Genomic DNA, 14,521 nt, shown 5'->3' on the forward strand with positions numbered 1-14,521 from the left:
ATGCCCAACGGGCCACGGCTGGTCACCACCGCCCGAACATCGCTAGGCTGAAACGATGCAGCCTGTCAGAAAGCTCGTCATCGTCGGCGGCGGCACCGCCGGATGGATGGTTGCCGCCGCAGCAGCCCGGTTCCTGACCGACGGCCAGCGCACCATCACGCTGGTCGAATCGGATGCGATCGGGACCGTGGGTGTCGGTGAAGCGACGATCCCGCCGATCCGCAGCTTCAACCAGATGCTCGGCATCGACGAGGGCGAATTCGTCCGCGCGACCGGTGCGACGATGAAACTGGGTATCGAGTTCGTCGGCTGGGGCGTCGCAGGCGATCGCTACCTCCATCCCTTTGGCGATCTCGGCTATGATTTCGAAGGCGTCGCCTTCCACCAGTTCTGGCTCAAGCATCGCGGTCAGCCCGATATCGGCGCGCTCGACGATTACTGGCTGAGTGCCGCTGCGATCCGCGCGGGGCGCTTCGCACCGCCCGCCCCCGATCCGCGATCGCCCTTGTCGACGCTCGCTTATGCCTATCACTTCGACGCCACGCTCTATGCCCGCTTCCTTCGCGAGCGCGCCGAAGCGGGCGGCGTGACGAGGGTCGAGGGACGGATCGGCGAGGTCGATACCGACGACTACGGCAATGTCGGGATGCTGACGCTGGAAGACGGCCGCACCGTCGAGGGCGATTTCTTTATCGACTGTTCGGGCTTTCGCAGCCTGCTGCTCGGCAAGGCGCTGGGCGTCGGCTATCGCGACTGGTCGCGCTGGCTGCCGTGCGACCGTGCAATGGCGGTGCCATCGCGCGTCGCCGACCCGCTGCCGCCGATGACACGCGCGACCGCGCTCGGCGCGGGCTGGCAATGGCGCATTCCACTCCAGCACCGCACCGGCAACGGGCTGGTCTATTCGAGCGCGCATATGGGCGACGAAGACGCCGAACGGACGCTGCTTTCGGGACTGGAGGAACCGGCGGAGGGCGAACCCCGTAAACTATCCTTCACCGCCGGCGTGCGCGAGCGGCAATGGGAAAAGAATGTCGTCGCCCTGGGGCTGGCGGCGGGGTTCGTCGAACCGCTCGAATCGACATCGATCCACCTGATCCAGACCGCGATCAACAAGCTGTTCTGGCTGTTTCCCGCGCGCGAAATTTCACAGGTGGAGCGCGACGAATTCAACATGCTGATGACCGACGCCTATGAATATGTCCGCGACTTCATCATCCTCCACTACAAGGCGACCACGCGCACCGACACCGATTTCTGGCGCGATGCGCGCGCGATGGACGTCCCCGACAGCCTTGCCCGCAAGATAGCGCTATTCCGTGAAAAAGGACGCGTGCGCCGCTTCGATCACGACCTGTTCGCAGTGCCGAGCTGGGTCGCGGTGATGCTCGGCCAGCATATCGAGCCCGAGGGCTATGATCCGTTGGCCGATTCGATGGAGGACGACCGCGTGCTGGAAGCGATGCGCCGGATGCGCACCGGCTATGCGAAAGCCGCGCAGCAATTCCCGCGGCACGAGGAATATCTCGCCCGATTGACCGGCGGCGTCAGCGCCCGCTGAGCGCGCGTGCGACGAACGCACGGATCGCTTCGCTACGCTGCGGACTCGGCGGCCCCTGAACGCCCCTGGCATGCAGCGGCAGGTGATCGGCGGCATGATCGGCGTCGGGCGAAAAGATGAAATGCTCGAACCAGTGGCGCCAGGCGTCGCGTTCGGCTTGCGGCAGATCGCGCACCGCCGACAGCGCGTGGACGAAGGCGATGAACGGCCCGCCATGCGGCGCGTGGTTGTACCAGTAGTTGACGAGGATATTCACCGGATCGAGCGCGGCGACATGGTGCCACCACAGCGTCGGGATGTAGATGGCATCGCCCGGTTCGAGTTCCACCGTCATCGCCTTGTCGAGCGCGGCGGCGAAGCGCGGATAGCGTTCGAGATCGGGATTTAGCGGATCGGCCATGCTGACCGGCTGCCCCGCGATGGTGATGTTGAGCGGCCCGACATAAAGGTCCGCCGTCGCCTCGGGCGGGAACAGCGTGAAGCGCCGCCGCCCCAGCGCCACGACGGCGACATTGTCCGAAAGGTCGTAATGCGTCGCGACCTGCGAGCGGCTTGCCAGCCACACGCGCGACTGCGCCCCCGACTTGTCCTGCGCAAGCGGCAGCGGGTTGGCGTCGTCGAAACCGGGCAGATGTTCGGCAGTGTCGGTCGCCCCGGCATAGCGCGCCGGTGCCGCATCGTTCGCCGCTTCGTCGAGAAGCTGGGTACCAAGCCTGCCGAGCGGCTGTTTCTCCACGCTGAAATTGAACCCGCGCATATCGCCGCGATAGAAAAAGCGGCCGTTTTCGCCCGGCGGGGCGATCATCACGTCCGCCGGCCGGCCACTGTCGAAACGGGCGAGATGATCGAGCGCGGCGCGCGCCGACTCGCGTCCGGCCTCGACCAGCGGCCAGCCGTCGGCCAGCCCGCGCAGCACGACGGGGCGGTAGCCAGAGGCGACCTCCGCATCGAACTGCGCGGGACTGATCCCGTGAATTTCCTCGATCGGGATCATTCGGGACACGCGACCTTTCGGTCCGCGGTGGTGCCGAGTGCGACGCGCGACAGGCTGACCGTTGCCGGGCCTTGCAGGTTTAGCGCGAACGGCTTGGCGACGCTGTCCATCGCCATGCCCCGATCGGCGAAGCATTTGAGCGGGATGCCCCAGGTCGTCCAGCTTCCGGTCGCCAGCGGCATCGGCAGCGGTACGCTCGCGTCGCAAGTACCGTCACCGCACGCCATGGCGACCGTCGGCGCGGCGGCCGGTGCCGAATCGACGCGCATCGCAAAGGTCAGCATCAGCTCGCCATTGGTCTCCCGCGTGATATCGACCGGCGAGTGCGTTCCCACCGCGATGGTCGCGGGACCGCTCTCCACCGCGAACTGACGCGCGCCCTCCTGCACGTCGCTGTTGACGGTGGCGATCTTCACCCGGCCGTCCAGCGCGGTGGCGGGCGTCGCCGTCACGCGCGTTTCGTCGCTGCCGTCGGGCGCGGTTACCAGGAGCGACCAGGACGGTGCCGGCTGCCCCTTGTCGAGCCAGACATTGCCGCTGTCGGCCGCTTCGACGCCGGGATCTTCGGAAAGCGTCTGCCAGGCCGGATGGTCGGCAAGGCTGAGCCCGTAGCCATAGGGGAAGAGCACATCGCCATGCGCCTTCGCGGTCGCCGGCCATGCCGCGGGCAGCCTGCCGGTGAAGTCATACCGCACCTTGCCATCCTTTCCGGCGACGAGGACGTCCGCGACGCCCTCACCTTCCGATCCCGGAAGCCATGCCGTGACGAAGGCATCGGCGGTGTTGAGTACCGGGTTCATGAACAGCGGCCTTCCGGTAATCATCACCGCGACGACGGGAATACCCTGCGCCTTCAGCTTCTTCATCGTCGCGAGCGGTCCATCGAGCAGCCTGGGCGACAGCTGCAGCGTCTGACGGTCGCCCTGAAATTCGGCGTAAGGCGTCTCGCCGAACACGACGATCGCGACATCGGGCCTGGCGGCATAGCTGCCATCGGGCGAAAGCGTCGCTTTGCCCCCTGCCGAGGTCACTGCATCGTCAAGCCCCTTCCAGATCGTCGTCGCGCCCGGGAAATCCTTGTTGGAAAGCCCCGTGCCCTGCCAGCTGAGCGTCCAGCCGCCCGACTGGCGCGCGACATCGTCGGCGGCATCGCCCGCCACCAGCACCTTCGCCCCCGGCTTGATCGGCAGCACCGAACCCGAGTTCTTGAGGAGCACGAGCGATTTGCGCACCGCCTCGCGCGCGATGGCGCGGTGTTCGGGGCTGCCGAGCTGATCCCATTGCCCCGAATAGGGCCGCGACGACGGCTTACCCGCCTCGAACACGCCGAGGCGCATCTTCACGCGCAGGATGCGTGTCACCGCATCGTTGAGCCGTGACATGGGGACGGTCCCGTCCTTCACTTCGGCGAGCAGGCTCTTGTAGAGGCCCTTCCAGCTGTCGGGGGCCATGTACATGTCGACGCCGGCGTTGATCGCCTGCGGGCAATCGGTGTTGGTGCAGCCCTTGACCTGCCCTTGCGCGTTCCAGTCGGTGACGACGAAACCGTCGAAGTTCATCCGGTCCTTGAGCACGCCGGTCAGCAGGCTCTTGTTGCCCGTCATCTTCACGCCGTTCCAGCTCGAAAAGCTCGCCATTACGGTGGCGACGCCGTTCTCGATCGCGGGCACATAGGGCGCGCCGTGAATGTCGCGCAGTTCCTGCTCCGAAATCTTCGCATCGCCCTGATCCTTGCCGCCCTCGGTACCGCCATCGGCGAGGAAGTGCTTGGTCGAGGCGATGACATAGGGCCCCTTGAGCAGCGGCCCGTTCGACGGCGGCCCCTGCAGCCCGCGGATCATCGCCCCGACATAGTCGCTGACCAGCTTCGGGTTTGACGAATAGCCTTCATAGGCGCGGCCCCAGCGATAGTCCTGCGGCACGGTGACGGTCGGCGCGAAGGTCCATTCCTGCCCCGTCGTGCGGATCTCGACCGCGGTCGCGCGGCCGATGCGCTCGATCAGCTTCGGATCATGCGCCGCGCCCAGCCCGATATTGTGCGGAAACAGCGTCGCGCCGATGATGTTCGAATTGCCGTGGACCGCGTCGATGCCCCAGATAACCGGAATGCCGACGCCGCCGTCCGATTTGTCCACCGAGGCCTTGTAGAATTCGTCGGCGAGCTGGAGCCACTTTTCCTTCGGCGCCATATCGTCGCCATAGGGGCCGCTATTGCCGCCGTTCAGCACCGATCCGAGATGGTATTTTTTCACGTCCGCCGGGGTGACGCAGCAGATATCGGCCTGAAGGATCTGGCCGACCTTTTCCTCGGGCGTCATCCTGGCGACGAGCGCGGCGATGCGCGCCTCGGTCGCCGGATCGTGCTTGAGCGGCCATTTGGGGCTCGGCCAGATATCGGGATGCGCAACCGCCGACATCTGCGCATCGTTCGCGGCGGGCGTGGTCGCTGGGGGCGGCACATCGGCGCTCGGCGCCGTCTCGGGCCGGGCGCCCGCATTGTTGGCACAGCCCGCCAGCGCCAGGGCGGCGAGCGTCATTACCGGCGTCAAACGGATCATCATCATCTCCTGTCAGGAAGCCGCCGCGATCAGGCGAGCAGCGGTATTGCTATCGGGTACGAGAGCGGTGGGATCGAGCTTGCGCGGACGCAGGCCCATGGCGACCAGCGCGGCGATCCATGCACCGCGCGGAACGAAATCATATTCGCGCAGCGGAATACGCCCGCGATCGGCAAAACGGCTCGCCATTTCGGCAAGTCCGGCCGGGGGCGTCATGCCGGCCCCGCCCAGCGCGAACGGCGCAGCCGCCCAGTCGAGCACGGCCGCATGGAAGCGCGCGGTCAGCCGGTCATATTCATCGCGGGTCGCCGCAGCGTCACGATGCGGTGGCAGGTGCTGCACGAGCCGAAGGAGATCGGTCAGCGCAACCGTAAGCGGCAGCCCGTATAGCGGCGGAATCGCGATGGCGGCGGGGCCGGCAGCGACGACATCGCCTTGCCAGGCTGAGGCACGGCGCCCGGGCGTGAGGCCACCGGGGCTCAGGCGATAGCAGCGTGCACCGGCGGACCAGAAAAGATCGTCATCGTCGCGGCGCACCGTGTCGGCGGCGGCCGGTACTGCTTCGCCACCGGCTTGCACCGTCAGCGCCGGGAGATGGCTCGACCAGTCCTCCCAGTCGCGACGGTCCGTGGTCGGCCTGCAATCGACCGTGAGATCGGCCTCGCCTGCGTCATCGATAGTCTCGACGCCGATATGCGCGGCGAGCCGTTCAAGCAGCGCGAGATAGCGGCTCGCCTCGAAGCGAAAACCACCATCCTGCACGCCCGTCCCCAGCAGCGGTGCGAGCGCCGGAAGCGCGTCAGCCCCATCGCGTTCGGCGCGCAGCCATAGCTGATGCAGCGCGACGCCGCCCCGGAAGCGCTCCTCGCCGGCCTCGGGGACCAGCGCGTCATCGCGCCCGGACGGCCAGTCGACAAAGCGCGTCGCGCTGATCCGCGTAGCACCCGCCTCGCGCACGAACATTGCGTCGCCGATCCCGACCTTGCGGTGAAACTGTTCCATCACCGCCCCGCAGGCGCCGACCTCGAACGGTGCGGGACCGTCCTTCAGAAGCGCCACGCGCGCGGCGGGAAGTGCGCGCTTCAACAGCGCGGCGGCGGCATTCGCGACGATGCCGCTTCCGCGCACGAGGATTGCCGAGGGATAGGCCGAGGTCACGCCGCCGCCCTCGCAGCGATCGTCGCCAGCGTGCGGTCGTGCAGCGGCATCGCCGCGACGCGCGCGTCGATCTCGCTCGCCAGATCGTCGAGCGACCGGTTCAGCGTGGCGTCGTCGGGATTGTTCGCGCGCGGGTCCCACGCATTCGGTACGATGCCTTGTCCCAGATAGACCGCGACCCAACTGGGTTCGAGAAACAGCCCCTCATGATAGGCCTCGACGCGCGCGCTTTCGCGCCACAGCGCCATTTTCCGTTCGAGCGCTTCGGGCACGTCCATCGTGCGGACATGGTTCCAGAAATCCGAATCGTCGCGCCGCGTCGCGTGATAGTGGAGGATCAGGAAGTCGCGGACGCGATCATATTCAAGGTCGATAAGCGCGTTGAATTCATCGCGATCGGCCGCCTCGACCCGGCGACCGGGAAACAGCTCGATCAGTCGCGTGATCGCCATCTGGACGAGGTGGATGCTGGTCGATTCGAGCGGTTCCAGAAAGCCGGCGGCAAGACCGATGGCGACGACATTGCGAACCCAGGCCCGGCGTCGCCTGCCAGCGCGAAAGCGGAGCACGCGCGGATCGGCAAGCGGCGTTCCCTCGACCGCGCCGAGGATCGCCGAACATGCCTCGTCTTCGGAACAATGCGCGCTGGAAAAGACATAGCCATTGCCGACGCGGTGGCGCAGCGGGATTCGCCACCGCCAACCGGCCGCCATTGCCGTCGCCCGCGTATAGGGCGCGATCGGGCCGTCCGCCGCCTCGCACGGCAGCGCGGCGGCGCGGTCGCAGGGAAGCCAGTGCGACCAGTCCTCCCAATGTTCGTCCAGCTCACCGCCGATCAGGAGCGCGCGAAAACCCGAACAGTCGATGAAAAGGTCACCCTCGATCCGCTCGCCATTTTCGAGCGTGACGGCGCAGACGTCGCCGCTTTCGCCGTCACGCTCCACCGAGACGATGCGACCTTCGGTTCGCCGCACGCCGCGCGCTTCGGAATAGGACCGCAGCAGCGGCGCCATCCGCGTCGCGTCGAACTGATAGGCATAGCCGAAGCTGGTATCGAGGAAGTCGCCGTCTTCGGGAGGGCGTCGAAAGCGGGCCGCATGTGCTGCAGCGATGGGGAGACTGTACTCGTCGATCGGGCGCGAATGGCCCGCATGATGCGCACGCAGCCAGTAGTGATGAAAACCGACATCGGCGAGATCGACGCCATAGGCGCCGAAGGGATGGATATAGCCGTCGCCGATGGCGCCGAAGTCGCGGAACTCGATACCCAGTTTGAAGGTCGCGCTGGTCGCGCGCATGAATTCCGCTTCGTCGATGCCGAGCCGCTGGATGAAGGCGCGCAGGTGCGGCAGCGTCGCCTCTCCGACGCCGACGATGCCGATTGCTTCCGATTCGACCAGATCGACGCTCGCCTGGCCGGGCAGGAAGCGCGCGATGGCGGCAGCCGTCATCCAGCCTGCGGTGCCGCCGCCGACGATCACTACGCGCACTGGTGCGCCCTGCCCTGTCGCTGCCCCCTTGTTCGCCATGGCCCCTCTCCGCCCGCCACGATGGCGGCGCGCTGTCGCTTCGCCGGGTCCAGTCCCCGTCACGACGCGATATCTATCATCGGGATGGTGCCGTCAGGTGCAACGTTGTCAACCGTCGCCATTCGATCCTCCCGACCGGCATTCTTGGACGCCGTGTCTTGACAGTCAGCATAAGGCGTCGATGGTAGCGGTATCAAGTCAGAATCGGGAGAGGGACGCCAAATGGCGCAGAGCAATCGGTTAGATGTGGCATTCGCCGCACGCGCCACGCTGGGCGAAGGTCCGGTCTGGGACGCAGCGCGAAAATGTCTGTGGTTCGTCGACATCAAGCAGAAACTGCTCCACCGATTCGATCCTGCCACTGACGAACATGCCGCATGGCACGCACCCGAGCAGATCGGCTGGGTCCTGCCTGCAGAGGACGGCCGGCTGGTCGCCGGGCTGAAGGGCGGGCTGTACCTGTTCGATCCCTATCGCGGCATGTTCGAGTTTTTCCGCGCAGTGCCCGGGGAACCGGGGCATAACCGGCTCAACGATGCATGTACCGACCCCGCCGGACGCATCTGGTTCGGCTCGATGGACGATGACGAGCAACGACCCACGGGACGTTTCTACCGGTTCGATCGCGGCGACATCGTGCCTGTCGGCCCCGATGGAATCTGCATCACCAACGGCCCCGCCATATCGCCCGATGGCGATCGCATTTATTTCACCGACACGCTGGCGCAGACGATCGTGACCGCATCCATCGACGCGCAGGGCAATGTCGGCGCCACCCAACCATTTTTGCATATCGCAAGCGACGGCGGACATCCCGACGGCCCGATCACCGATGCCGAGCGATGCGTCTGGACAGGGCTTTTCGGCGGCGGCGCGGTCGAGCGCTACAGCCCGGATGGCAAGCGGATCGACCGGATCGAAATACCCGCCGCGAACTGCACCAAGGCCGCATTTGGCGGCCCGCATCTTTCGACGCTCTACATCACGACCGCGCGCAAGGGGCTGGACGAGGCGGCACTCGCCGCCCAGCCCGATGCAGGCGCGCTGTTCACCATCGAAACGACCATCAAGGGCGTCGCCGCGACGCCGGTTAAGCTAGGCTGAGGAGGCCCAATGACCGATCAGTTCACCCTGAGCCGCCGCGCAATGCTCGGCTCCGCGCTCGGCCTCGCCGCCGGCGCATGCGCACCCGCCGGCGCGATGCGCGATGTAATCCCCCCCATCAGCGGCCCGTCGCTGAACGACGCGGCGAAGCACAGTGGCCGACGCTTCGGATCGGCCTTTGCCTGGGCGCCGCCGGGTGCGGACGCGGGATCGTTCAACAATCCCGAATATGCCGCGCTGCTCGAACGCGATTGCGGCATTCTGGTGCCCGAAAACGAGCTGAAATGGCAGGCGATCCGGCCGGGGCCGGACCAGTATGCCTTTGCGCATATGGACGCGATGGTCGATTATGCGGTCACCCACGGCTTTGCCTTGCGCGGCCATACGCTGCTCTGGCACCGCCCGAAATGGTTTCCGAAATGGCTCAACGACTATGACTTCGGCAGCCGCCCGGCCACCGAGGCAGCGCGGATCCTGACCGACCATATCCGCACGCTGATCGGCCGGTACGGCAAGCACATCGTCAGCTTCGACGTGGTCAACGAAGCGGTCGATCCCGCAACCGGCGATCTGGTTGAAACCTCGCTTTCGAAGGCGATGGGCGGCGTCGAGGAAACGCTCGACCTCGCCTTTCGCACTGCACGCGAAGCGGCGCCCGACACGCAGCTCTGCTACAACGACTATATGGGCTGGGAACCGGGCAACGAGACCCACCGCGCGGGCGTCATCAAGCTGCTCGAAGGCTTTCGCAAGCGCGGAACCCCGGTCGATGCGCTGGGCGTCCAGTCGCACCTCGAAATGTTCACGCTCGACCAGGCAACCGGGCTCGGCCCCTATCAGCCCAAATTGTGGCGCGACTTTCTCGATGCGGCGGTCGGAATGGAGTACGGCCTCGTAATCACTGAGTTCGACGTGAAGGACAATGCGCTGCCCGCCGACACCGCAATCCGTGACAAAGCGGTCGCCGAATATGCGCGGCGCTATCTCGACCTGATGCTCGAATATCCGCAACTGAAGGACATTCTCGCCTGGGGCATGACGAGCCGGTATAGCTGGCTGCAGAATTTCAAGCCGCGCGATGACGGATTGCGCGAACGCTGCTGCCCCTATGGCGACGATTTCCAGCCGCTGCCGCTGCGCGCGGCGATGATCGGCGCATTCGAGGGCGCGTGATCAAGGATAGCTGGTGACCGGCGACTATGACCTGAGCCTTTCCGACGCGCCCGATATCGGTATCGCGCATGTTGGAAGCGAACGGCAGCCGGTCGTCCGTATCGACGGCGTAATGCGCGACGCGCACGAGCTTGTCCGCTTCGCCTGCGACAATGGCGGGTTCGCCGACGATATGGCGGGCCTGTATCCGGGCTCGCGCGCGCCGCTCCCGCTCGCTTATGCAGACAGCGTCGTGCGCCGCCTCGATCCGTTGATCCGTGAGACCTTCGCGCTGGGGAGCGTCAAACTGGTCAAGGCCGACTGCGTCTATTCGCTGGCGACATCGCCGCCGGCTGCGCTCGTCCCCTTCCAGCGTATTCCGCACATCGACACGACGCATCCGCTGCATTTCGCGGTGCTGCATTTCCTGTGCGATGAGCGGTTCGGCGGGACTGGATTCTACCGGCAGCGCGAAACGGGATATGAAACGATCTCCGCCGATCGCGAAAGGGCTTGGGAGATCGCGCGCAACCGCCAGTTTGCGCGAGGTTCCGAGAGCCCCGCCGCCTATATCGGCGATAGCAACGACTGGTATGAGCGCATCGCACTGTGCGAGGCGCGCTTCGACCGGATGCTCGTCTATCGCAGCAATGCGCTGCACAGCGGGCATATCCCCGACCCCGCACTCCTGTCTGGCGGCCCGGCGCGCGGCCGGCTGACCGCCAACATCTTCATCGGCTATCGCCCTATCGAATAGAGGTTTGCCGGCCCGCCCCGACGACCCGGTCAGCACCAAAGAAAAACCGCCGCCAACCATAAGGTTGGCGACGGCAGGTGAGGAAACGTCCAGGGAAGACGTTAGAAACTGAACCGCGTCAGGATCGTGAAGCGGCTGTCGCTGGTGTACCATTGGCGCGGCACGTAGCGGATATTCTGATCGGCATCGAGCACCGCCGCTTCGGTCTTGGTCTTTGTTTTCAGCAGATTGACCGCCTGCACGCCGATCTTGAAATGATCGTTGACCGAATAGGTGATCGATCCGTCAAGCTGACCATAGGCCCGCTGGAAGATCGGATCGAACGGGGTAATCACGTCGCGGATCGTCAGCAGATAGCGCGAGCGCCAGTTGTACGACACGCGAGCCGACAGGTCACCGATATCGATGAACGGCGTGATGTTGATCGTGTGTTTCGACAGACCCTGAAGCGGGAAGTTGTTCCCCTCGATCGCCGAAACGCGGCCGGCGGCGACGTCCGGATCGGTCGCCGAAAGCGTCGTCTGCGGAACGCCCGATGAGTCGACATAGGTGTAGGTCGCCTGCAGACCCAGCCCCGACAGGAAGCCCGGCAGGAAGTCATAGGTCTGCTGGTACGAAATCTCCGCACCCTTGATCTTGCCGACATCGCTCGAATTGACCGGCGTGGTCACGATGGCGTCGTAGGTCAGACCGTTGTTGCTGAAGGTCTCCCTCGTCGTGCTGTTGGTCACGATATTGGTCAGGCGTTTGTAGAACAGCGCGCCCGTAAGGTGGCCGACATTGGAGAAATACCATTCGGCGCTGAAGTCGAAACTGTCTGCCTTGGTCGGGACAAGCGCGGGGTTGCCCGCCGTGAACTGTCCCTGCACACGGACCTGACCGGGATCGATTGTTCCGTCGGGGTTGACCACAATCGGTATCTGGTTCCCGCTGGCATCGACATTGGGAACAGCGTTGACGGCGACTTGCTTGTAGTTACGCGTATAGCCAAACTGCGGGGCATAAATGCCCTTGGCATAGCCAACGCGGAACTGGACACCGCCGCCGACTTCCAGCTTGAAGTTAACGCTGGGCAGGAAATAGTCGTAGGTGACATCGAAATCGTTCGGAACAATGGCACCGTTGAGGAAATTGCCGATGTCGGTCCGCTGCTGCGGCGAAAGTGCGCAAAGCGCGTTGCCGAGCGAAGTTCCCTGGTCGATCGCCTGCTGAATGGCATCGGAGCAGTCAGCGTCACTCGGCAAGTTCGTCGCTGCCGGGAAAGAGATATAGCCTTTCGATACGCGGTGCGTATGCGTGTAGCGAACGCCGACATTGCCGTTGAGCTTCCAGCCATTGGCGAATTCGGTGTCGATCCGCGCAAGACCATAGGCCGCCCAGGTCTCCTCCGACTGCGGATTGACTTCACCCGGCAGGAACGGTGTTCCCGGCAGCACCCCACACCGATTGGCGAGCGCATTCCAGCCGCCATTGATCGTCTTGCCGTCGGCGCAGGTGGTCTGGGCCTCCCACTCCTGGTTGATCATGTTCGCATATTGAACATACTGATCGTAGTTCGCGACGCTGTCGCCCGAATAGAACAGACGCCCCTGTCCGTTGAGCGGGTTGGCGAGACCGCCGTTGAAGAAGTTGTTGAAGAAGAACGGCGCATAGCCCTGGAGCGGCTGGCCACCGTTCGCAGCGATGGGATCGTCGAACCAGACCGGGCCGCCATTACCCCACTGTTCGCTGAGCCGGCCCCAGTTATAGGTGGAAAAGCGCGCTGTTTGATCCTTCTTGGCATACCGGCCGCCCGCCTTGATCGACTTCAGGAAGCCGCTTTCGGGGAAGCTGAGTTCGCCGTCGAGCCGGAACGCATCCTCGTTGCCGTCGGACTGCTCGATATGGTCCATCGCCGAGCGATAGAAGCTGTTGTACGGATCGGTGAAGCTCTGATGGCTGCCGGTATAGTAGGACGGGTAGGAGGCCGTACCGGGCGTGCCTGTACACATGCCCGTCGCCGTATTGTAATCGTCCGACGAACAATTCTGCGGCGGCAGGAACGTCACCTCGGGCAAATTGGAACCGTTGAGCTTCAGATAGGCGTCCTGATAGGACGAGCCCCACAGCGTATTATCATCGACATGACTGCTCGAATCGACGTGCTGATAGTCGAAGTTGAACGCCAGACGCTCGGTCGGCGTCCAGCGCAGATTGGCCGAATAGTCCGAGGTGACGATCTTTTCGCCGTGGTTGCGCGCGATATTGTTCGACTGCAGGCCATAGGCCGGCGTGCGCGCATCGGGACCGTTCTGGTCGGCGCGCCAACCGGTCGGGGCAGTGATGTAGCCGCTTTCGAAGACGCCACTGTCGTCATAGTTGATCGACGTGCCGGCAACAGCTCGTGAATCGCCGTTTGCCGACACATTGTCGGTCGCGATCTCGATCGTGTGCTCACCCCAGGTCTGGCGCGCGTCGGAGCGCAGGAACTGGAAGGTCGCCTGCAGGCTGCCGTCGTTGCTTTCCCACTGCAGCGCCGCCGAATAGCCGTAGCGCTTGCGGTTGAACTCCTGGCTGCCCATCACCGCGCCGCGCGGGAACAGGATCGACGGCCCAGCCGTCGCACCGTCGAACGGAATCACGTCGGTGCGCGTACCATCCGAATAGGTCGTGCGCGGGCGGAAGCTGGAAATGCCCAACCGGTCGGCGCGCGAAAAGAGCTGCGAATAGGAAAAGCTGCCGAGGATACCGATTTCGCCGATCCCGGTACTCCAGCGCTTGCTGCCCAGGATGCTCGCATTGGGCGCGCCCTTGTTGATGAAATCGCCGTAATTCATCTCGAGCGAGCCGGCGACGAGGCTGTCCTTCTGATCGAAGGGAAGCCGGGTGCGAAGATTGACGATGCCAGCGATGCCGCCCGCGATCATGTCGGCCGACGGCGTCTTGAAGACGTCGACGCCGGCGAGCAGTTCGGACGGAACGTCGGCGAAGCTGAGGCCCGAGCTGTTGCCCGCGCTGAATGCCTCGCGACCGTTGAAGCGCGAACCCACATAGGTCAGACCGCGGATGACGACGCCCGAACCTTCGACCGAGAAGTGGTCGGGATCGACGCCGGCGGCGAAGCGGTTGATGGTCACACCGGGAATACGCTGCAGCGTCTCGGTAACCGAACGGTCGGGCAGCGCGCCGATATCTTCGGCGGTGACCGAATCGACGATGACGTCGGAATTCTTCTTGATCGCCTGCGCGCTGCGCAGCGATTCACGGAAACCGGTGACGACGATTTCGCTGCCGCCCTGCGCCGAAGCCTGCGCGGCCGATGCCTGATCGGACGCGGACGTCGACTGTTCATTGGCGGCAGGCTGGTTCTGCTGATCCTGCTGCTTCTTCGAGTCCTTGGCAGATGTCGCCTGTTGAAGCGGCGGCGCGCCGTGCGCAGCAGCGGCAGCCGGTGCGACCAGCATGCCAACCGCGCTCAGCGCGAGAAGCGATGCGCCACAACGAAGCGGCTGAACGAAACGACGACGATCATTCGACAGAATGGTGGCAGATGGTGCCATCAGATCCCCTCCTCCCAATTTTTTGCGCCCTCTAATGGGGTCGTATCCGGCAACTATCTTGATACGATAACGCTACCATTTCTATGGTTATTCCATTCGATCGGGTTGCGCAAGTCCGATCAAGCGCTAGTCATGCAGAGGCGGCGACAGTGTTGCCAAAAAGTCGATC

9 protein-coding genes are annotated in these 14,521 nt (G+C 64.7%); 4 read left to right on the forward strand and 5 right to left on the reverse strand.

From position 1 onward, the window contains the following. The first annotated feature begins 55 nt into the window (after positions 1-55). Entirely contained in the window at positions 56-1,561 is a 1,506-nt protein-coding gene (locus tag J7S20_RS08470; RefSeq protein ID WP_284053805.1) for a tryptophan halogenase family protein, read from the forward strand. Here J7S20_RS08470 and J7S20_RS08475 read toward each other — a convergent pair. The 4 genes from J7S20_RS08475 to J7S20_RS08490 are packed head-to-tail and all read right to left on the reverse strand — an operon-like array spanning position 1,548 to position 7,800. Beyond that, the gene (locus J7S20_RS08475) at positions 1,548-2,555 is read right to left on the reverse strand and encodes a cupin-like domain-containing protein (protein WP_284054046.1); all 1,008 of its coding nucleotides are present in this window, start codon (positions 2,553-2,555) and stop codon (positions 1,548-1,550) included. The genes J7S20_RS08470 and J7S20_RS08475 overlap by 14 nt on opposite strands. Further along, positions 2,552-5,119, reverse strand: coding sequence for a glycoside hydrolase family 3 protein (locus tag J7S20_RS08480; protein ID WP_284053806.1), 2,568 nt, complete (start codon positions 5,117-5,119; stop codon positions 2,552-2,554). Before J7S20_RS08480 ends, J7S20_RS08475 begins: the two co-directional genes overlap by 4 nt. A 6-nt stretch (positions 5,120-5,125) precedes the next feature. Beyond that, positions 5,126-6,271, reverse strand: a complete 1,146-nt coding sequence (locus tag J7S20_RS08485; RefSeq protein ID WP_284053807.1) for a tryptophan 7-halogenase — start codon at positions 6,269-6,271, stop codon at positions 5,126-5,128. Continuing rightward, positions 6,268-7,800, reverse strand: coding sequence for a tryptophan halogenase family protein (locus J7S20_RS08490; RefSeq protein WP_284053808.1), 1,533 nt, complete (start codon positions 7,798-7,800; stop codon positions 6,268-6,270). The genes J7S20_RS08485 and J7S20_RS08490 overlap by 4 nt, the downstream gene beginning before the upstream one ends. 222 nt (positions 7,801-8,022) lie before the next feature. Between J7S20_RS08490 and J7S20_RS08495 the strand changes: the two genes are divergently transcribed. Genes J7S20_RS08495 through J7S20_RS08505 form a run of 3 tightly spaced genes read left to right on the forward strand, consistent with a single transcriptional unit; the run spans position 8,023 to position 10,813 of the window. Then, positions 8,023-8,904 carry an SMP-30/gluconolactonase/LRE family protein gene (locus J7S20_RS08495; RefSeq protein ID WP_284053809.1) on the forward strand — a complete coding sequence of 294 codons (882 nt, stop codon included), beginning with the start codon at positions 8,023-8,025 and terminating at the stop codon, positions 8,902-8,904. Between the two features lie 9 nt (positions 8,905-8,913). Then, entirely contained in the window at positions 8,914-10,077 is a 1,164-nt protein-coding gene (locus tag J7S20_RS08500; RefSeq protein WP_284053810.1) for an endo-1,4-beta-xylanase, read from the forward strand. Between the two features lie 13 nt (positions 10,078-10,090). Further along, positions 10,091-10,813, forward strand: a complete 723-nt coding sequence (locus J7S20_RS08505; RefSeq protein WP_284053811.1) for a DUF6445 family protein — start codon at positions 10,091-10,093, stop codon at positions 10,811-10,813. A gap of 101 nt (positions 10,814-10,914) precedes the next feature. On the opposite strand, the gene J7S20_RS08510 is transcribed toward J7S20_RS08505, so the two are convergent. Continuing rightward, complete coding sequence (locus tag J7S20_RS08510; RefSeq protein ID WP_284053812.1) at positions 10,915-14,352, reverse strand: TonB-dependent receptor; 3,438 nt, start codon at positions 14,350-14,352, stop codon at positions 10,915-10,917. Positions 14,353-14,521 lie beyond the last annotated feature (169 nt).

The organism is Stakelama marina, assembly GCF_018122655.1.
GTDB classification, from domain to species: domain Bacteria; phylum Pseudomonadota; class Alphaproteobacteria; order Sphingomonadales; family Sphingomonadaceae; genus Sphingomonas; species Sphingomonas marina.